The sequence below is a fragment of the Thiomicrorhabdus arctica DSM 13458 genome, from assembly GCF_000381085.1.
Taxonomy (GTDB): Bacteria; Pseudomonadota; Gammaproteobacteria; order Thiomicrospirales; family Thiomicrospiraceae; genus Thiomicrorhabdus; species Thiomicrorhabdus arctica.
In genome coordinates, this window is record NZ_KB905903.1 from 62,992 (window position 1) to 83,235 (window position 20,244).

The 20,244-nt window shown below is 42.2% G+C and carries 16 protein-coding genes; 9 read left to right on the plus strand and 7 right to left on the minus strand.

Features of this window, described 5'->3' with window-relative positions:
- Positions 1 to 37: 37 nt before the first annotated feature.
- Together ppk1 and yidD are read right to left on the minus strand one after the other, a co-directional pair.
- Entirely contained in the window at positions 38 to 2,185 is a 2,148-nt protein-coding gene (gene ppk1 / locus F612_RS0111590) for a polyphosphate kinase 1 (protein WP_019557938.1), read from the minus strand.
- A 226-nt stretch (positions 2,186 to 2,411) separates the two neighbouring features.
- On the minus strand, positions 2,412 to 2,750 hold the full coding sequence (gene yidD, locus F612_RS13165) for a membrane protein insertion efficiency factor YidD (protein ID WP_211209502.1): 339 nt from the start codon (positions 2,748 to 2,750) through the stop codon (positions 2,412 to 2,414).
- Positions 2,751 to 3,094: 344 nt separating this feature from the next.
- Between yidD and F612_RS0111595 the strand changes: the two genes are divergently transcribed.
- The 4 genes from F612_RS0111595 to F612_RS0111610 all read left to right on the plus strand — a co-directional run bounded on the left by F612_RS0111595 (position 3,095) and on the right by F612_RS0111610 (position 8,106).
- The gene (locus F612_RS0111595; protein ID WP_019557939.1) at positions 3,095 to 4,438 is read left to right on the plus strand and encodes a dihydroorotase; all 1,344 of its coding nucleotides are present in this window, start codon (positions 3,095 to 3,097) and stop codon (positions 4,436 to 4,438) included.
- A 152-nt stretch (positions 4,439 to 4,590) separates the two neighbouring features.
- On the plus strand, positions 4,591 to 5,790 hold the full coding sequence (locus tag F612_RS0111600) for an EAL and HDOD domain-containing protein (RefSeq protein WP_019557940.1): 1,200 nt from the start codon (positions 4,591 to 4,593) through the stop codon (positions 5,788 to 5,790).
- 123 nt (positions 5,791 to 5,913) lie between these two features.
- Positions 5,914 to 7,284, plus strand: a complete 1,371-nt coding sequence (locus F612_RS0111605) for an NAD-dependent succinate-semialdehyde dehydrogenase (RefSeq protein WP_019557941.1) — start codon at positions 5,914 to 5,916, stop codon at positions 7,282 to 7,284.
- A gap of 57 nt (positions 7,285 to 7,341) precedes the next feature.
- Positions 7,342 to 8,106: an EI24 domain-containing protein gene (locus F612_RS0111610; protein ID WP_019557942.1), complete on the plus strand. Its 765-nt coding sequence runs from the start codon at positions 7,342 to 7,344 to the stop codon at positions 8,104 to 8,106.
- Between the two features lie 194 nt (positions 8,107 to 8,300).
- Here the strand turns inward: F612_RS0111610 and F612_RS0111615 are convergent, their stop codons facing one another.
- Both F612_RS0111615 and ppnN read right to left on the minus strand, forming a co-directional pair.
- Complete coding sequence (locus F612_RS0111615; protein ID WP_019557943.1) at positions 8,301 to 9,527, minus strand: DEAD/DEAH box helicase; 1,227 nt, start codon at positions 9,525 to 9,527, stop codon at positions 8,301 to 8,303.
- Between the two features lie 75 nt (positions 9,528 to 9,602).
- Entirely contained in the window at positions 9,603 to 10,976 is a 1,374-nt protein-coding gene (gene ppnN / locus F612_RS0111620; protein WP_019557944.1) for a nucleotide 5'-monophosphate nucleosidase PpnN, read from the minus strand.
- Between the two features lie 121 nt (positions 10,977 to 11,097).
- Here ppnN and F612_RS0111625 point away from each other — a divergent pair, with 121 nt between their 5' ends.
- Both F612_RS0111625 and F612_RS0111630 read left to right on the plus strand, forming a co-directional pair.
- Positions 11,098 to 12,201 carry an AI-2E family transporter gene (locus F612_RS0111625; RefSeq protein ID WP_019557945.1) on the plus strand — a complete coding sequence of 368 codons (1,104 nt, stop codon included), beginning with the start codon at positions 11,098 to 11,100 and terminating at the stop codon, positions 12,199 to 12,201.
- An 87-nt stretch (positions 12,202 to 12,288) separates the two neighbouring features.
- Entirely contained in the window at positions 12,289 to 13,401 is a 1,113-nt protein-coding gene (locus tag F612_RS0111630; protein WP_019557946.1) for an MBL fold metallo-hydrolase, read from the plus strand.
- 280 nt (positions 13,402 to 13,681) lie between these two features.
- Here the strand turns inward: F612_RS0111630 and folE2 are convergent, their stop codons facing one another.
- The 3 genes from folE2 to F612_RS0111645 form a co-directional block, all read right to left on the minus strand.
- Positions 13,682 to 14,641 carry a GTP cyclohydrolase FolE2 gene (gene folE2 / locus F612_RS0111635; RefSeq protein WP_019557947.1) on the minus strand — a complete coding sequence of 320 codons (960 nt, stop codon included), beginning with the start codon at positions 14,639 to 14,641 and terminating at the stop codon, positions 13,682 to 13,684.
- A gap of 154 nt (positions 14,642 to 14,795) precedes the next feature.
- The gene (locus F612_RS13080) at positions 14,796 to 15,878 is read right to left on the minus strand and encodes a CobW family GTP-binding protein (RefSeq protein WP_019557948.1); all 1,083 of its coding nucleotides are present in this window, start codon (positions 15,876 to 15,878) and stop codon (positions 14,796 to 14,798) included.
- Positions 15,879 to 15,910: 32 nt separating this feature from the next.
- Positions 15,911 to 17,254, minus strand: coding sequence for an FAD-dependent oxidoreductase (locus F612_RS0111645; RefSeq protein ID WP_026329763.1), 1,344 nt, complete (start codon positions 17,252 to 17,254; stop codon positions 15,911 to 15,913).
- Between the two features lie 168 nt (positions 17,255 to 17,422).
- Between F612_RS0111645 and F612_RS12735 the strand changes: the two genes are divergently transcribed.
- The 3 genes from F612_RS12735 (at position 17,423) to arsJ (ending at position 20,227) form a co-directional block, all read left to right on the plus strand.
- On the plus strand, positions 17,423 to 17,764 hold the full coding sequence (locus tag F612_RS12735) for an ArsR/SmtB family transcription factor (RefSeq protein WP_019557950.1): 342 nt from the start codon (positions 17,423 to 17,425) through the stop codon (positions 17,762 to 17,764).
- A gap of 128 nt (positions 17,765 to 17,892) precedes the next feature.
- On the plus strand, positions 17,893 to 18,906 hold the full coding sequence (locus F612_RS0111655; protein WP_019557951.1) for an ArsJ-associated glyceraldehyde-3-phosphate dehydrogenase: 1,014 nt from the start codon (positions 17,893 to 17,895) through the stop codon (positions 18,904 to 18,906).
- 136 nt (positions 18,907 to 19,042) lie between these two features.
- Positions 19,043 to 20,227 (plus strand): organoarsenical effux MFS transporter ArsJ, encoded by a 1,185-nt coding sequence (gene arsJ, locus F612_RS0111660; RefSeq protein WP_019557952.1) that lies wholly within the window; start codon positions 19,043 to 19,045, stop codon positions 20,225 to 20,227.
- Positions 20,228 to 20,244: the final 17 nt, after the last annotated feature.

Consider the following 20,244-nt stretch of genomic DNA (forward strand, 5'->3'; position numbering starts at 1 on the left):
ATTAAGTGTTTGAATGTTTGCAGAGGCTGATCTTGAACTAGCTGTATTTTTCAATTAACGCTTGTTGGGCACTAAAGGGTATTTTTCCATCTAAAGGTTTAGGAATATATGTACCGTCCGGTTGGAGTATCCAAGCACCGGTATTGTCTTCTAAATAGATGGCTAAACCTTCGGTATAGACTTGTTGAAAACAGGCTGGATCTAAGATGGGGAACCCTGTTTCAACTCGCGCCGTTAAGTTACGTTTCATCCAATCGGCACTTGAACAGAATAGGTCGGGTTGACCGCCATCGTTTTCAAAGTAATAAATACGATGGTGTTCTAAGAAGCGGCCGATAATCGAAGTGACCGTAATGTTCTCAGATAAGCCCGGAATGCCAGGGCGCAAACTGCAGATACCACGCACAATCAGATCAATTATAACGCCGGCTTGTGAGGCTTCATATAATGCATCAATAATGGTTTGCTCTTCTAGTCCATTCATTTTGGCAATAATGCGAGCAGGTTTACCGGCTTTGGCGTGTTCAGCTTCGCGTTCAATTCTTTTAATCATGCCCGACAACAGCGTGAAAGGTGATTGCAGCAGGACTTCAAGATCTTTAGTATCCCCGAGGCTTGTTAACTGTTGGAATATTTTGGAGACATCGCGACCAATTGCTGGATTGGCCGTCATTAGGCCAAAGTCAGAGTAGAATCGGGTAGTGATGTGGTGATAATTACCTGTACCCATATGAGTATAGTGGCGAATTTTGTCTGCTTCCCGACGCACCACTAAAATCATTTTGGCGTGGGTTTTATAACCAACGACGCCGTACATGACATGGACACCAGCATCTTGCAAGCGGGTTGCCTGAATAATATTATTGTCTTCGTCAAAACGGGCCCGTAATTCTATTACCGCGGTGACTTCTTTGCCATTTTTAGCGGCACGCTCCAAGGCTTTGATGATAAGCGAATCTTCACCCGTACGATACAACGTCATGCGGATGGCGAGTACATCTGGATCTGTCGCGGCTTGATGTAAAAACTCGATAACAGGTGCAAATGCATCATAAGGATGATGCAATAAAATATCCTTAGTTCGAATCTTATCAAAAATATTTTGTTCTACTTGTTGATGTTGAGTAAATAGCTGGAATATTTTTTTATGGAAACGTTGAGTCTTATATTGTTTCGCCGAGAAGGGTGGAAAGCACAAATCTGCTCGACTCACCATATCTGGCACAGTGCTTAAACGGTGTAAGTTGACCGGCCCATTGACTTGGTAAAGTGCAGCCTCGTCCAGTTTGAAGCGGTCTAATAGATAATCTACCATGTTTCTTGGACAGTTATCTGCCACTTCCAAACGAATGGCTCCGCCATATTGACGGCCTGAGAGTTCGCCTTTCAAGGCGCTCAGAATGTCGTCAATCTCTTCTTCATCAATAAATAAGTTGGTATTACGCGTTACCCGAAATTGATAGCAGCCGGTAACCGTCATGCCGGGAAACAGGCGGGAGACATTTGCATGTAAAATAGAAGAGAGAAAAACGAAATCATCTTGCCCTTCTGTCGCATCTTGCGGTAATTTTATGATGCGGGGCAACGCGCGCGGTACTGGCACGATCGCTAAACCATTTGATCGCCCAAAAGCATCTTTGCCTTCTAAAGAGACAATGAAATTTAAACTTTTATTTAATATTTTTGGAAATGGGTGTGAGGGGTCAAGTCCTACTGCACTCAAAACCGGTTGTAACGATTCAATAAAATAATTGGTCAACCAGGATTTATGTTGTTCGGTCCAGTGGTTACGACGCAGGAAGCGAATCTGCTCTTTCTCCAGAGCCGGCATCAATAGATGATTAAGAGTAATATATTGATCTTCAACAACTTCATGAGCGGTTTTAGACAAACATTCAATCACCACCTTAGGATCTTGACCATCGGGTAGTGTTAAAGCACAAGGGTCTTCTTTTAACTCATTTAAACTGGCCAGTCGCACTTCAAAAAATTCATCCATATTACTGCTGGAAATACACAAATACTTCAAACGTTCCAATAACGGAATGTCAGGGTTTTTGGCTTGTGCCAATACACGACGGTTAAACTCTAGCAGGCTTTGCTCTCGGTTGATAAAACGCGGAAAGCTTTGAAGGTCTAAAGGAGTTGAGTTGGTTAAGCTGTCATTTGCAGAAGTAGCAGACATGTGGGTTCCTGAATTGAGTCGGTGTGACAAATATGAATGTATCGATCCTACCTATTTTAGCCGATTATGATGGTGTAAATCAGGATTGCTTTGTTAATTTTAGATGACAGTGCATTCGATTTCGGCATTAGAAATGCCTAAGATACAAATTGGCCAGGTCTGGCTACTTTATTAGATATTGAATCGGTTGTTTTATGACTGGCTGTTGGTTAAGAGTGGACGTGCTTCATTTGGTTGTTGACTCATTGTCTAGAGATTGTTTGGCGTTTGGTTCTGTTATGATTTCATCCTCTGTGTCCACGGGTTCTTGACAGGTTTTGGACGATTGACAGCCGCAGCTCGGTACAGGGTCAACTCCTCCGGGGTTTCCTGGATGACAGCGAAAAATACGCTTAATAGCCAACCAACTCCCACAGAGCATGCCATGCTGCTTTAAAGCCTCTATGGTGTAGTGCGAGCAGCTCGGGTAAAAGCGACACCTAGGCCCAAGAATCGGACTGATAAACAGTTGGTAAAAGCGTACCAGGCCGATGAACAGCCAAGTAATTGGGTTAAAGGGTTTCAATTAACTGGCTTGTAGAAGTCAATGTTATAATGATCATGATGATTTTTCTCCATGGGCCAATGCTCTAAGTTACCAACCGCAAAGCGGTCAGATCAGGAACAGTTGTATTGTGTAAAATCTGGCTTTACACCTTTTAAGTAAGATAGCGCTTCACCGTTTTCAACGTCTTTGAAAGCCATTGTTTATTTAGGGTATGCAACAAGGAAATAAGTCTTTACTTGTACCTTGTGGATGAAGAGAACTCATTTGCCTAGAAATCATAGAAAAATATTACAATGTTTCAGGATAGAATACCAAGTATTGAGCGACAAAATGCATTATCAAACGATTAAAGGAAATTTACCATGACAGCGACTCCCCATAGCATTCTTATTGTGCAAGCAACGATTGTCAATGAAGGCCAACAGTGGGTTGGTGATGTTCTGGTAAAAGAGGGCAGAATCGTTGAAATTGCAGAGCATATCGTGGCCAAGGCTGATCAAGTGATTGATGCTAAAGGCTTAATGTTATTACCAGGCATGATTGATGATCAAGTGCACTTTAGAGACCCCGGTTTGACGGCTAAGGGAGATATAGCCTCGGAATCTAAAGCGGCCATCGCTGGTGGTACGACGACTTTTATGGATATGCCTAATGTAAAACCAACAACGACGACGATTGAAAATTTGGAAGCGAAATATCAGATTGGGGCAGAAAAGGCTTGGAGTAATTATTCTTTTTATTTTGGTGCGACCAATGATAATTTAGACGAACTTAAGCAGGTGAATCCTCGCAATGTCTGTGGCGTTAAGGTTTTTATGGGTGCTTCAACGGGTAATATGTTGGTAGATCGTGAACAAGCATTGCGTGACATTTTCACCCACAGTCCAACATTGATCACCACGCATTGCGAAGATACGCCGATGATTATAGCGCAGGAAGAGATATACCGCGCAAAGTATGGTGACGATATCCCTGCTTTTGAACACCCCAATATACGCTGTCGTGAAGCCTGTTATAAGTCGTCCTCTTTTGCGGTGCAGTTAGCCCAAGAAACGGGTGCTGATTTGCATGTTTTGCACCTAACCACTGCGGAAGAGATGGAGCTGTTTGAACCCGGCCCGGTAGAGGGTAAGAAGATTACCGCCGAAGCCTGTGTGCATCACCTCTGGTTTACCGAAGATGACTACGTTACCAAGGGCCACTATATTAAATGTAACCCCGCGATTAAACAGCAGTCTGATCGTGATGCGATTCGCCAAGCAGTAAGAGACGGGCGTATCGATATTATTGCCACCGATCACGCACCGCATAGCGAGCCGGAAAAGAACAATCCCTATTTCAGCGCGCCGGCTGGACTGCCGCAGGTGCAACAATCTATACCGGCCCTATTGGATATGGTGCATGATGGCGTCTTCGATATTGAAACAATTGTACAAAAGACTGCTCATAATGTTGCGATCCGTTACCAAATTGAAGGACGCGGTTATATACGAGTAGGCTATTGGGCAGATCTGATTTTGGTCGATATGAATAAACCACATACGGATGATAAAGCGCATAACCTCTATAAATGTCAGTGGTCTCCTTGGGAAGGTCATACCTTTAAGTCGAGCATTATGAGTACGATTGTATCGGGTGAGTTGAAATACCATCAAGGCAAGTTTGCTGAGTTTACGCCTGGCAAACGGGTATTATTTAACCGTTAAAAGGGTTAGGCAGGCCTGGTCAACGTTATTTGTAGAGTATTACACGGGTTATTATTGAAGCGAATCGTAATCAGACGTATAGTTTGTTCAATAGTGTAACAACGGAATCATCGTTTACTCAGGTTAAGTCATCTTAAATGTAGGAACTCAATATGTCTGAAGTATTTATCGGTAAACAACCGGTTTTAGATGTACACATGAATGTGTACGCCTATGAATTGCAATTTTACCAAGGTTTGAATCCGAGTAAAAATACGGTTGAAGCGACCGTTGAGCTGATTAAGAGAACTCAAGAAGAGATTGGTTTTCAATCCATTGTCGGTAAACATGTCGCCATGTTGCATCTGCCTAAAGTATTAATTAATATTAAATCGTTGCCCGACTTCGATGATAATCATCCGCTTATCCTTGAGATCCCAAATGATGTCATCCAAGATGTCGCTGTGTTACGAAGCCTGAAGGAGCTTAAGTCAGAAGGTGCACATATCGCTTTGGAGAACTATGTTGACGATGATTCTAGTCTTAAACTTGTCACCATCAGTGATTATGTAAAAATTAGTATAGATAACTATACCGAATTAAAGCTAAAGAAAATGCTCGAAACACTTCATCAGAAGGGCATTAAAGTCATTGCTGATAAAGTCGAAACAGAAGAGATGTTCTTATATTTGAAGAAATTAGGTTTTGATTATTTTCAGGGCTATTTTTTCACCAACCCAGTCATTATCAACGGCCAAAAACTGTCCGGAAATAAACTTACATTGTTGCAATTATTAGCTAAGATAAATGATCCAGCCACCGACTTCCATCAACTGTCTAATATTATTGGCCAAGACGTTTCTCTAAGTCATAAACTCTTATTAGCAATTAATAATCCTGCGACGATGATTCCCGTTAAAGTTGAAAATGTGGCAGATGCTTTGCGTTATATGGGGCTAAAGCGCCTTAAGTTTTGGGTCAATATGTTGATGTTGTCCGGTATGGAGGATGTACCACAAGAGCTGTTAACCACCTCTTTAATGCGCGCTAAATTTTGTGAGTTAATGGCAGAGTCGGCTGGACATGTTCATGATAAAGACAGCTACTTTTTGGTGGGGTTATTTTCTAATCTAGGTGCATTTTTTAAAATGCCAATTTCTGAAATTGTCAACGAAATGCCTTTATCAGAAGAGATTGCCAGCGCGTTAATCGATAGAAAAGGGTCAATGGGTGAGGTTCTAAAGGTGTTGGTGGCCATGGAACAAGCTAACGTTGCAGAGATCCATTTGCATTATGAAAAATTAGGTATCAGTGAAATTGGTAATAATTTTATGGCGGCGAATGCCTGGGCGCAACAGGCAATCAGTTCATAGCCGTATTTAAAAGCGTTAATATTAAGCTCTAAATTACTCAATAAGTCGGTGTTTATCGGCTTATTTGTGATCCGAATTTCCGGATGAACACTCATTTATTATTCACCTTACAAGGAAGATTTCATGGCTATGCAATCAATCAATCCCGCTACTGGCGAGTTATTAGGCTCATTTGACACCTGGGATCAAGAAACGTTGGATGATGTCGTGACGCAGGCAGGTTATATGTTTGATGACTGGGCAAAACGGACGCCGATTGAAGATCGTTGTTTGATGGTAAGACGCGTTGCCGATGTATTGCGTGACGACAGCGATTTGTTAGCACAATTGATTACTTTAGAGATGGGTAAAACTTTTGTGGAAGCGGAAGCGGAAATTGAAAAATGCGCCATGGTTTGTGAGTTTTATGCCGAGAATGGTCCAACCTATTTACAAGATGAGTTGGTTGAAACCGATGCCAGTCGTAGTTATATCAATTATCAGCCTTTAGGAGTTGTTTTGGCGGTTATGCCATGGAACTATCCATTTTGGCAAGTGTTTCGCTTTGCCGCACCCGCTTTAATTGCCGGTAATATTGCTGTTTTAAAACACGCTTCAAATGTACCGCAATGTGCCTTAGCAATGGAAGAAGTTTTTAGAAAAGCGGGTTTTCCGGATAATATCTTTACCACTTTAATGATTGGCTCAGAGATGGTAGAAAGTGTCATTCGCCACCCGGCTGTGCGCGCGGTGACCTTAACCGGCAGTGAAAATGCAGGGCGTAAAGTCGCCAGTATCGCGGGTTCAGAATTGAAGAAAACTGTTTTAGAACTCGGTGGTTCAGATGCTTTTATCGTTCTCGAAAATGCAGACATGAAAAAAACCGTTGAAGGGGCGGTAAAAGGTCGTTTTCAAAATATGGGGCAAAGTTGTATCGCCGCAAAACGTTTTATTGTTGATCATGTTCAGGCAGATACTTTTATTGAATTGTTTAAAGCAGCGATTGAAGCCAAATTTGTGGCAGGGGATCCGATGGATATGACAACGACTTTAGCGCCGATGGCACGTCAGGATTTATTAGACGAGCTGCATGAGCAAGTCATGGAATCTGTGGATTTGGGAGCCATTATTGTTACTGGTGGTTATCAGCTTGATCGACCTGGTTGCTATTATGCGCCAACCATCTTGACTAATATTTCTAGCAATATGCCAGCGTACCATGAAGAGTTTTTTGGACCGGTAGCCATTGTCATTAAAGCCACTGAACCGGCGCATGCTTTGGGCATTGCCAATTCAATTGAATATGGTTTAGGTGGGTCTATTTGGAGTGATGACTTAGCGACAGCTGAGGCGATGGCACGCGGCATGGAATCAGGTGCAACTTTCATTAATAGCCCCAGTTTCTCAGATCCAAGAATGCCCTTTGGTGGTGTCAAAAATTCGGGATATGGCCGTGAACTTTCCTCTCAAGGGATTCGTGAATTTACTAATGTGAAGTCTGTTTGGATAAAGTAATACAGCGAGTAGCCAGTATTCTTTCATTCAGTTGGATCTTTAAAAATAGAGAAGATAATGATAGATTTATTATTTAAAACACTCTCAGATTTAAAAGAGCCTGCAATTATTTGGCGCTTATTTATCCCCTTTTTGGCCTCGATTATTTTGGTCTCTTTAATGGGTTATGGTCTGTTTAGTCTCTTTCTAGTCAGTGATTTCATTACTCAGAATCCGATGGTAGCTGAGGTGAATACATGGACAACGCAAGCGGAGCAAAGCATTGGAGCAGTGCCTTTTATCGGTGCAATATTGCTGTGGATTGTGACCACTGTTATGGCGATTGTTGCGGGCGTTTTGGCCTTCTTGTTGGGAAGTTACCTCCTGCTTTTATTTGCCATGATTATTACCGGTTTTATGACAGATAGTTTGGTGAAAGTCATTCATGATAAGCATTATCCGAATGTGGACTATGTAGGGCATGGTTCAACCTTAGGCATGCTTTGGAAGATGCTTAAATATGGTTTACTATTGGTACTCCTATTTTTATTAACCATTCCAATCATGTTTATTCCATTGGTTAATATCATTTGGTTTTGGCTACTTGGTTTTATGTTTTTCAGGTATTCATTAGTCCTTGATGTGGGCCAAGTGATTCTACCGGAACCGATGTTTAACGATGTTAAAGGCTTCGGTAACTGGACACCTACGCTAAGCTTAGGCAGTTTGTTCTTACTGAGCACCCTGCCGGTATTAGGGTTGTTTATTCCAGTACTGGCGGTCATCGCTTTAGCACACCATTATTTCGATCATTTATCCACTATGCCTAAATTAGCTAAATAGTGCTTTTGATCCAAAAACTGAACGATCAAGACTCGAATTTTTTCAAGATGCGAAGTTTGTATATGGAAAAGCGGAGGTGCTGGGTTGTGTAAGCAGTAAGGTTTTGACCAGGCCTGGTCGGTTTACGAAGGGGGCAGTATCAAAGCACAAAGTATTTGAACTCCTCCCCATGCTTTTGCAGTGATTTTAAGTCTTTATCGTTTAGCTTTCTTAGGTTTTTTGGCCGGCGCTTTTTTAGGTCTTTTCTTTTTAGCCGCCTTTTTCTCCATCTCTTTGATGGTGAACGTTGGCTCTAAGCCCGAAATCTTTTCAATCGGCAGTTTTTGCTCTAAGTGGTATTCGATACGTTCTAAATGTTTGAGATCATGACGTTCAACCAGATTGATGGCGATCCCGACTTGTTGTGCACGACCCGTTCGACCGATTCGGTGAATGTACATGTCTCCACGAAAAGGCATATCGTAATTAATCACGTGAGTGATTTTCAACATATCTAAACCACGTGCTGCGACATCGGTGGCCACCAATACTTTAATCTTGTTGGCTTTGAACTTATTCATTTTGTCTAGGCGAGTCGCTTGAGTAAAATCGCCATGCAATACTTGAGCGGAAATATTTTGCGATTGCAGCCACTCGGTGACCTCAATAGCCTTTTCTTTTTTATTACAGAAGACGATCGCACTTTGACAGCTGGCATCTTTTAAAATATTTTTTAACAAGGCATCTTTATGTGCCTTGTCATTGGCTAAATAAACGACTTGCTGAATCTGTTCTGACTTAGTGTTTGGGGCATCAACTTGTACAACTTCTGGCTCATCTAAGATATCCTCCGCAAACTGTTCAATACCTTTTCCTGATAAGGTGGCCGAGAAAAGTCCCGCCTGGAAATCGCCTGGAATGGCATCCAAAAGGGCGCGAACCACTGGCCCTTGCCCCATATCGAGCATACGGTCAGCCTCATCGATAATGACCATCTCAACATATGATAGCGTGACGGCATCCTCTTCGATCAGTTTTGCTAAACGCCCTGGCGTCGCAATCAAAATATCACATGCTCGGGTCAATACATCGATTTGTACGTTAAGCTTAAAGCCGCCTGTGATAATGACCGAAGGGAAGTTGCCATAAGAGCCCAGGTTTTTGACAACCTTATGAATTTGAAAGGCCAATTCACGAGTAGGCGACAATATTAAAATACGCGGATGTCTGCTTGAGTGTTTAGGTTCATCCAATAAGTATTGTAGTGCCGGCAACACAAAAGCGGCTGTTTTGCCTGTGCCCGTAGCCGCGCCAGCTAATACATCTTTGCGATCTAGCATTAATGGGATAGCCGCTACTTGAATAGGGGTTGGTTTATTGTACGACTGTTTTCTGATCGCGCTTAATAGTACCTCATCGAGGTCAAATTCTTCAAATGTCATGCGGAATCTCTGTTATACGTTATGGGCTTTATCAGGCTGTTTTTGACCAGGCCAAGTAGGCTTGGATAGGCTGGTTTAGCGACGATTTATTTTATAACAAGGATTATACGTGCTTGCATCAATTTTCATGCGTTTTTGTTCGACAAAATTTTGCAGCAAGTCATCCATTGCGGCCATAATTTCTGGATCACCGTTTAATTCAAAAGGGCCATTTTTTTTAATTTGCAGAATGCCATCGGCTTTAACATTACCGGCAACAATGCCCGAAAAGGCTTTTCTGAGCTGACTCGCTAGGATATGCGGGGGCTGGTCACTGTTTAAATTGAGTTGTGCCATATTTTCGTGGGTCGGTATAAAAGGTTGTTGCTGATCCAGTTCGAGGGTAATTCGCCAATTGTAGTAATAAGCGTCACTGCTTTTCTTGCGATCCTGACGTATCACTTCCATATACTCTTTCATGCGTGTTGCAACATCCTTAGGCCGATTGATCATCACCTCTAGTAAGTCAATAGCTTCCGTACCCAGCGTGACTTTGATGAAGTGTATAACCGAGTCGAAATAGGCTTGACTACCACCATGTCCAGTGAGAATAACGGGCAGTGGCAACCCTTTGTTTTTAGGATGTAGCAATATACTCAATAAATAGAGTAACTCCTCCATGGTGCCAGCGCCGCCAGGGAAGATAATAATGGCATGTCCCAATCGGACAAACGCTTCCAGGCGTTTTTCAATGTCTGGCAGGATGCAGAGTTCATTTACAATTGCATTCGGGGCTTCGGCCGCAATAATGCCTGGCTCGGAAATGCCAATATAACGTCCCTCTTTATAACGTTGCTTGCCATGACCGACCACGGCACCCTTCATAGGTGCTTTCATCACGCCTGGGCCACACCCAGTACAAATGTCTAAGTTACGTAAGCCCAATTCATAGCCAAGGTGTTTGCTGTATTTATATTCTGCTTCTGAAATAGAGTGCCCGCCCCAACAGACTACTGTATTCGGTAGGCTGTTGGGGCGCATCAATTGTGCATTACGAGCGATATGAAAAATCGCATTCGTAATACCGTGGGAGTTGTCTAGATTAAATTGTGGATTTTGCATAATTTCGTTTCGAGAGTAGATTAAATCACGAATCACAGCAAACAGATGTTCACGAATACCAACGATAAGTTGATTGTCTACAAAGGCATGACGGGGTGCATTTTTGATAACCAATTGTACCCCACGACCCTTAACGGCGACTTCAATGGAAAAGCGCGCATATTTTTCAAGCAGGGCTAAGCCGTCATCTTCTTGTACTCCAGTGTTGAGTACGGCTAAGGAACACTGCTTAAGGAGATCATTAAGGCCTTGATCGGATGTGTCACATAGCAGATGAGCTTCTTGATAGGATAGGATTTGAAGGGAGCCTTCTGGGCGGATGATGACTTCTGCAATATTAGTATTCATATTAAGGTAAACTCATCTATTGGTTCTAAACGGTAAATTTCTTGAAGTTTTTCAACCTTCAATACTGCACTAGAAACCGTTTTCTATTTAATTTAATTTGGCTATCTTTGAGGTTTTTATTATGCGTGACAATCGCCCTTATGAGGAAGGTTTTTTAATTATTTTACTGCTATTGGCTTTAGCAGGGTTGATTTGGTTGTTTACCCCATTTTTAGAAGCGCTGTTTTTTGCGATGATTTTAGCGACTGCGAGTTATCGGCTCTATCTTAAATTACTGCCTCACTGCAATGACTCTGAGACGCTCGCCGCATCCGTTATGAGTGCGATCATTTTTGTTGGCGTGATTGCTCCAGTGACCTATTTACTCATTGAAGTGAGTATGCAATTCGGGCAGCTGTATAGTGAGGCACAAGCTTGGATTAAAGCGCAGGATGCAGAAAGTTTAGCAAGTTTAAACCAGTCCTTATTGGCTTATTTACCGATTAGTGAAGCGACTCAAGCCGGTGCTTTAGAACAAATTAAAGCCAATTCAGCCAAAATTATCTCCTTTGTGCAGAAAACGACCGTATTTTTATTAGAGGGCATTGTTGGCACGACCTCTTCTTTCGTTGCTTTCATCGGGCTCTCAATTTTTTCGCTGTTTTTCTTTTATCGAGATGGCGACACGATCGCGAAACACCTTGCCATTTTATCGCCTTTAGAAAACCGTTATGACCGTATGATTATGCAACGTTTCGCTAGTTTATCAACGGTATTGACCTTGAGTGTGGTCGGTATTGCCATATTGCAAGGCGTCTCTTTTGCACTGGTGGCATGGATATTAGGGTTGCCTGGTCTATTTGTGGGGATGGCGATTGCCGTGACCTCGTTTATTCCCATTGTTGGTGCCGCACTGGTTTGGATTCCAATTGTAATCTATGCGCTGATCCAGGGAGATTATGTCATGGCAGGGGTGATTGGCTTCTGGGGTGTGGTGATTACGGGTTTTGTGATTGATAATATTATACGCCCGATCATGATTACCAAACTTACTAACGGAATGGGTCAGGCAGGACAAGACTTATCAATCGCAAACCATACTTTGCTAACGGTTCTGTCGACCTTTGCAGGTTTAATTCACTTTGGCGTAATCGGGCTGTTTTTCGGGCCAGTCATTGCCGCGATGGCCATTACTATCTTTGATGTCTATGAACATAAAAATTCTAACGTCCTAGATAGAACTTAGTGATAATCTAATAGGGTTAATGGTGGTATGATGCGAAAACAAGAGTTGTTTAGAGTCAGTCTTAAAATTCCCAATTAGGAGGTTTTTATGAATACAAAAAAAATAGCATTTTCTTTTTCGAAGCTTGTACTACTTATGGGGTTTTTAAATACACCCTCCATGGCCGCCAGTAATGTGACTGAAGATCCTTATATCCAAGGATTCAAAGCATATGCTGCAGAAGTACAAACTTACAGCAATGTATTAACGGATGCCGCGAACGCGTATGCCGATGATGTTCTTAAGGTAGAACGCAAAGTCGGTTACATTGGTGAAGCACTGCCCATCCCAAAAGCAGTCAAAGTGACTGACGGTGTTTATACTGTCGTGGGAAGCATGATATGGCATAACCCAGCGAATTTTGGATTAAATAACAACCTCTCATTTATGGTTTTCAAAGACGGTGTTTTTGTTTTTAATGCCGGCGCAAATAACGCTTTGGCTTATTCATTACATCAGCAAATCAAACAGATAACGGATAAGCCTGTCAAGTGGCTAGCGGTAGAAAATAGCCAAGGACACGCTTATTTAGGAGCAAGCTATTGGGCAGATATTGGGGTTAAAAACTTATATTCTAGTAGTACGGCAAATGATGAGTTTAATCGAGGATTTGATTCGATTAAAGCAGATTGGTCTGTTCAGGTTGGAAAAAATATTACGAATTCTGCTCGTAATGTGACTGACAAATTTACAACCTTTGATCGTCCTATTACCATTGATGTTGGCGGTGGAGAAACCGTCATTTTGCAAGACTTTGGGCCTGGCCATACACAGGCTTCTACCAGTGTCTATGTGCCTTCGCGTAAACTTCTCTTAACAGGTGATTTAGGGTTCAATGAGCGTATGCCAGTCTTCTTTGGTTATACCAACTCTTTTGCATGGGTCGAGTCGTACAAAAAAATGATGGACATTATTCCTGCGGATACCATCGTCATTCCGGGGCATGGTACGCCAACTGATATGGCAACCATTAAGCGCCAAACCTATGATTATCTGGTTTACTTGCATAAAGAAGTTCAGAAAGTGATCGATGCGGGCGGTACAGTAGAGGATGCGATGAACATTGATCAGTCTATGTATAAAGATCGCCCTGTTTTTGCACAGGCGGCAGACAATAATGCCAGACATGTATACAAAGAAATCCAAGCCGGCGCATTCTGATTTGGGGCTGATTGCTTTCTCCTCTGCGTTAAGCCCAAACTCGTGTAGTGTTACTACACTACACTTCGCTTGAACTTGCCTTGATGAGAAAGTAGTCATCTCCCAAATTTTGATGGTGTATTGGCTTCTCTTTAGTGATTTATTTCTAAAAACTCTAACCGCCTTTTGGCGGTTTTTATTTTTTTGACCAGGCCTGGTAGGTTTTAAGTTTTAGAAACAAAAAAGCCGATTTAAGAATATCTTAAATCGGCTTTTTTGTGGGAAGATGAATCTGAATGGCTTACATAGGATCCATCAGATTCGGTTCATCAATATAACCATTTTCGATGCCTTTGGTGACAATGGCAACGGCATCATGTGGATGCAGACTTTCAAGATGATTCACTCGCACCCAGTAATCGCTGTATTCAGGAAGCGCATTGAGTTTGTTTTGTATGCGGCGACTCGCATCTTCACAGAACATGAGGTTTGAGGCATTTAAACGCGCAAATTCTTGCTCATCTTCACGCTTGACCACCGCTTGAACGGGTGTTTGAACCGCATCTTCAAGTTGGTTAATTAAGGTCGAAATTTCAAGCTTGTCTGATTCAATTACTTTTACCTTAACCTGGGCATAAGAGCGTTGGCTATGCGGAGTCGCATTAATGCCTTCCGGTGTACCTAGCCAATCAACCACCGCTTGGTAATCCAAACCTTTATTCGCTTGAGCATTAAATTGTTTTGTAAATGCTTCTTGAATGAGTTGGCGCGACAAAGCCGCGGAACATGGGCAGGTTGATGAGTATGGGATTTCAATCGATACTTCGCATTCAAACTTGCCTTGGCGAATTTCACCACGAATAGTGGTTGGATAGTGCTTCCAACCACTGTTGTCACTTTTAAGGGACTGGCGACGCTCATAATAATCAAATTTAAATTCAACAAATGCCTGATTGCTAAGATCATGATGAGACTCTATGAACTTTTCGAGAATGATTTTAACGCGATTGGGTGTTAAATTTTCTTGAGTGCCCATTTGATCTAATATTAGATATAAACGAGACATGTGGATGCCTTTGCTCATAGGGTCATCTAGGCTCACATAGGCTTGCGCTTTTGACGAGAGACGAACGCTGTTTCTAGGCTCTAAACCTTGTTGAACGAGAATAGGCAGTTCAATTCCACTCATTCCTACCCAGTTGAGTTTCCCTTGAGGGGCTTGGTGCGGTTGGCACGCGATGTCGGGCATGTGCTTGGTCATGCAATTTCCTTCGGTAGGTGTGAGTTCAATAAAATTGGGCGAAAGCGCCTAACTCAGACTACACACGGAAGATTAAAATGTAACGCAAGATTTTAGCAAATAATTGACCAAAAAGGTGGGGTATTATTCACTATTGTTATTTTATAAAGAGAGATTACTCAGTTTTGCTAATGCACCTAAGTAGTTGATTTTCAATGTCCTTATGATGTTTAAGGGATTGTTTTTGGGGGTCAATAGTGTCATTGAAAAGGAGTTCCAGGCGACTATCCTGGCGCCAAGCGATGTCTTCAAAACTGAGGTGCTCATCGCTCCAATTGATCAGTTGCCATTCATTCCCCGTTTTTAAAAGTCCTTTGCCGCGGTTTAAAAAGGGTGCCATCGTGGTAAAAAAACTTTTGAGCTTAATACGGTTAAATTGAATTTTAGAGTGGAAGATCCAACCGATAGAGGACAGTTCTGATGTATCAGATACGACTTGGATCAAACACTGACGAACACCAGGCAGTGAAGATTCAATTGCTTTTGATCTCTGTGTCGTCTGTTTTTGGTGAACCCTAAAGCCTTCGAAAGAATTTGACAGGGTAAAGCGGTACCGGTTCTTGTTGTCGGTATTCTGCTCTAAATTGAGGATTTCTGCCAATGAAATCCAGCCCTGTTGGGTTGGTTTTACCTGTGTTTTGGCTGGATAGCCGTTTTGCAGGAGTTCAAGCGCGATATTTTGTTCATCAGCACTGCTTAAATCGGTTTTATTAAGCAAAATAATGTCTGAAAGCGTGACCAAATCTCGCATCACAGACGATTTTTGCCAGCGCAGTGGTGTGAGTTGTTGTGGTGTAATCACACACAGAATGGGTTGCAATGAGAGTGGTCTTACAAACGATGATTGTGTGAGAGTATCGATGATTTTGGCGGGATGACCTAATCCTGTTGGCTCGATAAACAGACGAGTGATTACGTTAGTTGCCGATTCCGCCAATAGTTGATTAATCGCTTGGGTTAAACCGTATTGTGCGCTACAGCAAATGCAGCCCCCCGACACAGAAACGACGGCATCGTTAGATCCTTGGCTTTGTAACGTAGCGGCATCAATATCGACTTCACCAAATTCATTGATGATGATGCCCCATCTTTCATGCTCGGGTTTTTGATGGAGGAGTTGTCTGAGTGTAGTGGTTTTTCCGCTCCCCAATAGACCTGTTATAAGGTGGGTAGGGAGGGAGGTTTGTTGAGGCATCATAAGCGTGTATATACTAAAGAGCTTCTAACCGTTTAACGGCAGGCTTGCCCATCAAGCAGTTCTTCGGAGAGTAACTCATTATCTATATCAATGCCTAGGCGCTCGCAGATGATTTGGGCATCTCGGTAAGCATTGCCTAAGCACGTCGTTGCTCCCGGAGAAGGTGTCATATTAAAGATAAGATTTTCACCTTCAGGCACAATGCTGGCTTCGCCTAACTGTAATACCATGTCGGTTTTATTGATAACCTGAGGACGTAGCCCTCCAATGCCCGTGGCGTACTCTAAATCCTCTGGTTTGAGTCCAGGGATTATTTTTTGTGCATCTTTAGCAAATAGCTTCTGACGAATCCAAGGGATTTCAAAAGCAAAGTTTCTGAAAATATAGTTACGAATGGTACTGTCTTTCAATAGTTCCCAGAAGACACGAACCACTTTGCCATCAAGCTTTAAGCTTTTCCAGAAATCCCAATAGGTCCCTCCGGTGTATCGTTCAAGTTTTGGCAACACCAGTGCTGTTGGACCTAGGCGAGTTTTATCCATTTCGATTAAATCAGGGTCGCCGTGCAATGCGGCAAAGGGCAGTTTGTCGTTTTGCATGGTATAAACCTTCCCGTTGAGCATTTTTGGAACATAGTAGAAGCTGCCTGCCATCGGTAAAATTGACATGTCTAAACCATGCCCAAGTTGGTTGGCAAGCAGTAAGCTATGAGCCCCCGCGGAGACAACCACAAAACGCGCCATAAACGTGCCTTGCGATGTTTGTAGTTCATAGTGGTCGTCAAACTGACTGATTTTTTCAACTTTAGAGCTTAACGATACATTTAATTCAGTATTGGTTTTACGAGCACTGTTAATAAAAGATTTTGAAAGGTTTCCAAAGTTAACCGCAGAGTATTCATCCGTGCACCCGCAAGCAAGGATCTTTTCTGGACGCGGCTTTCCATCGATGAGGGCAACGGCAGGTTCGACTTGTGCAATGCGTTCTGCATCCCACAATTCCATATAAGGAAAGTCTTCGGCAAATTCTTCATGTCGTTTTTTGAGGCGTTCACACTCATCATCGCCTACAGCGAGTATCATTTTTGGAAATTTATATAGGAAATCGTTTTTATCAACCATCTCGGCATAATGGACTAACATATTGGCTTGTTGCTTTACCGACTTAGCTTTTTCAAGTTTATAGTTGGTTTCAATATCACCACAGTGCAGGGTTTGACTATTGGCGCGTGCATTTGAGTTGAGCGGGGCAAGTGAACCATATTTTTCGAGTACGGCAATCGACTTAACATCCGTGTATTTAGACAGTACATAGGCTAAGGCACAACCTGAAATTCCACCGCCAACAATCACAACATCAAACATACGATTTTTCATTTATTTTAAGGGCCTCGAGTTTAACTCTAATGAATGCAGTTTTTGCAAAACCATGTATTATATAGAAAAGCGGAGAGCATTTAAGCAAATTCTTATATTGTGTTGATTCGCGTTTGTTTTTACTTAGTTTAGCAATAAATATATGATAAATAGAGTTTTCGTTTAATTATGAATCAGTTAGAACATACCTCATTATTCTTTAAATCACTTTCGGAACCGGTTAGGTTACGAATTTTGAACTTGTTGATTCATGCAGAGTCTGAAATTTGTGTTTGTGATTTTATGGTCGTTTTGGAGGTTCCTCAAAGCGTAATATCTCGACACCTTGCTTATTTACGTAAAGCGAATTTAGTGAGTGCTCGTCGAGAGGGCGTTTGGATGCATTATTCAATAAGTCCTTCTTTAGATACGCTGTCAAAATCTGTTTTAAAAGCTTTAAAAGACCATCTGCCAACTCGTTCAATTCTTTCAGAAGATTTGTTTAAGCAGGTAGGTAAGAATGCTTGTTAACAACCAGTATTGATTTGCGGTTTATCCCAACGTTATTTTTTTGTCATATATGTGTAATGTGAAAACGTTATAATATTCGCCAACACAAATATATAAGTATATGTGATAATAAAAATAAGGAGGGTAATATGATTAAAGTTGCAATTAATGGATTTGGCCGTATGGGGCGTTTGGCACTAAGAGTTGCTTATGACTGGCCCGGCATCGAGTTTGTACATATTAATGAAATTGCAACGGATGCTTATGGTTCAGCTCATCTTTTAAATTTTGATTCTGTGCATGGTCGTTGGCATCATGAAGCACATGAAGATGCAGATCAGATTATTATTGGCGACCACGCTATGAGCTATTCGCAATCTGCTGATATTTCGGCGGTAGATTGGGCGGCATTAGATGTGGATGTTGTGATTGAGGCCACTGGAAAGTTCCGCACCCGTGAAAGCCTCCAGTCCTATTTGGATCAAGGCATTAAGCAAGTGATTGTCGCGGCGCCTATGAACGAAGGAATTAAAAATATCGTCATGGGGATCAATGATGATGTATTTGAATCGGGTTCTGACTCTATTATTACGGCCGCCTCTTGCACCACCAACTGCATTGCGCCAGTGATTAAGGTTTTACATGAAAAAATTGGTATTAAACATGGCATGATTACTTCGATGCATGATCGAACCAATACTCAAAAAGTGGTGGATCATGGGCATAAAGATCTACGTCGAGCGCGTGCAAGTTTTGAATCACTGATACCGACCACTACCGGTTCTGCAAAGGCAATCGGTTCTATTTTTCCAGAATTAAATGGACGGTTGAATGGTCTAGCAGTACGAGTGCCTTTAATGAATGCTTCGTTGACCGATTTAGTGTTGGAAATGCAACGGGATGTGACGGTTGAAGAGGTGAATGAACTGTTTAAACAGGCTTCTCAAACCTATCTAAAAGATATTTTAGGCTATGAGACTCGCCCATTGGTTTCAGTGGATTATGAAGGTGATTTACACTCTTCGGTGATTGACGCGCTTTCCACCATGGTGGTCGGAGGCACGCAACTAAAAGTGCTCGCCTGGTATGATAATGAGATGGGCTATGTCGCGAGAATGATGGAGCTTGCTCTTAAAGTCGGTCGGCTGAATAAGTCGGCATAATTTACCCTTCAATGGTGTTAGATCGGCTTAAAGTCTAATTTAAAGCTCATACTTTAAACCACCAGGCCTGGTGGTTTTTTATGTGAATATTTTAAACGCTTAGTTACCTGTAAATCTTACTAGGGTTGCACAATATATGACAGCAGTACAACAATATGGCATCGTCACCGCCAACTATTGGGCTTTTACTTTAACGGATGGTGCCTTACGCATGTTGGTCTTGCTGTTTTTCTATCAGCTCGGCTACAGTCCGCTTGAAATTGCTCTATTGTTTCTGTTTTATGAGTTTTTTGGCATTCTCACCAACTTGTTTGGCGGTTGGTTTGGAGCCAAATTAGGTCTTAAAGTGACTATGGAGCTTGGTTTGGCCCTACAGATTGGTGCCTTATTGATGCTGACGGTCAGTCCGGAGTGGTTGACCATTGCTTATGTCATGTTTGCGCAAGCGTTATCCGGTATTGCCAAAGATCTGAATAAAATGAGCGCCAAAAGTAGTATAAAAAGTTTAGTGTCGGAGTCTGATGGTGGGCTTTATCGATGGGTTAGTTTATTAACGGGTTCAAAGAATGCATTAAAAGGCGTTGGTTTTTTCTTAGGCGCCATTCTCTTAACCGCTGTCGGTTTCGCAAACGCTTTATTTATATTGGCCACCTTGTTAGTCGTTGCACTACTGTTATCTGTTTGGTTATTAGATAATCGATTGGGCAAGGCCAAAAATGCTGTTAAGTTTACGGAGATGTTCTCGAAAAGTCCTGCAATTAATAAGCTTTCAGCCGCACGCTTTTTCTTATTTGGCGCAAGGGATGTTTGGTTTGTCGTGGCTTTACCAATCTACCTTGCAGAAGTATTAGGTTGGCAACATGCTGAAATAGGCACCTACCTTGCGGTATGGATCATTGGTTATGGTTTGATTCAAGCAGCTGCTCCTAAGCTAACGGGACTTAACAGGGGTGAATTGCCAACCGCTAAAACGGCTATGTTATTGGCCTTTGGGTTGGCGATCATTCCTATAGTAATGGGATTAACGCTCTCTTATGATCCCTTATGGATTTTACTGATTGGTCTTGTTTTATTCGGAGTCGTTTTTGCATTAAATTCTGCGGTCCACTCGTATTTAATTGTCTCTTATGCGGATGCTGACGGCACATCAAAAGATGTCGGTTTCTATTATATGGCAAATGCAGGTGGACGTTTAGCGGGAACGGTATTGTCGGGTTATGTGTATCAAGTAGCAGGTATGGAGGCTTGCTTGTTTATTTCCGCAGGTTTTATAGTGATTGCAGGGGCTTTAGCGGGAAGGATTCAACCTGTTGGTCAATAGGGTGGCCAATATCTTAA

Excerpts from the sequence above, each read along its gene's own strand:
- F612_RS0111630 (WP_019557946.1), top strand. The coding sequence starts at position 12,289 with ATGAATACAAAAAAAATAGCATTTTCTTTTTCGAAGCTTGTACTACTT.
- F612_RS0111600 (WP_019557940.1), top strand. The coding sequence starts at position 4,591 with ATGTCTGAAGTATTTATCGGTAAACAACCGGTTTTAGATGTACACATG.
- ppk1 (WP_019557938.1), bottom strand. The coding sequence starts at position 2,185 with ATGTCTGCTACTTCTGCAAATGACAGCTTAACCAACTCAACTCCTTTA.
- arsJ (WP_019557952.1), top strand. The coding sequence starts at position 19,043 with ATGACAGCAGTACAACAATATGGCATCGTCACCGCCAACTATTGGGCT.
- F612_RS0111625 (WP_019557945.1), top strand. The coding sequence starts at position 11,098 with ATGCGTGACAATCGCCCTTATGAGGAAGGTTTTTTAATTATTTTACTG.
- F612_RS0111595 (WP_019557939.1), top strand. The coding sequence starts at position 3,095 with ATGACAGCGACTCCCCATAGCATTCTTATTGTGCAAGCAACGATTGTC.
- F612_RS0111655 (WP_019557951.1), top strand. The coding sequence starts at position 17,893 with ATGATTAAAGTTGCAATTAATGGATTTGGCCGTATGGGGCGTTTGGCA.
- F612_RS0111615 (WP_019557943.1), bottom strand. The coding sequence starts at position 9,527 with ATGACATTTGAAGAATTTGACCTCGATGAGGTACTATTAAGCGCGATC.
- F612_RS0111605 (WP_019557941.1), top strand. The coding sequence starts at position 5,914 with ATGGCTATGCAATCAATCAATCCCGCTACTGGCGAGTTATTAGGCTCA.
- F612_RS0111610 (WP_019557942.1), top strand. The coding sequence starts at position 7,342 with ATGATAGATTTATTATTTAAAACACTCTCAGATTTAAAAGAGCCTGCA.
- F612_RS0111645 (WP_026329763.1), bottom strand. The coding sequence starts at position 17,254 with ATGAAAAATCGTATGTTTGATGTTGTGATTGTTGGCGGTGGAATTTCA.
- folE2 (WP_019557947.1), bottom strand. The coding sequence starts at position 14,641 with ATGACCAAGCACATGCCCGACATCGCGTGCCAACCGCACCAAGCCCCT.
- ppnN (WP_019557944.1), bottom strand. The coding sequence starts at position 10,976 with ATGAATACTAATATTGCAGAAGTCATCATCCGCCCAGAAGGCTCCCTT.
- F612_RS12735 (WP_019557950.1), top strand. The coding sequence starts at position 17,423 with ATGAATCAGTTAGAACATACCTCATTATTCTTTAAATCACTTTCGGAA.
- F612_RS13080 (WP_019557948.1), bottom strand. The coding sequence starts at position 15,878 with ATGATGCCTCAACAAACCTCCCTCCCTACCCACCTTATAACAGGTCTA.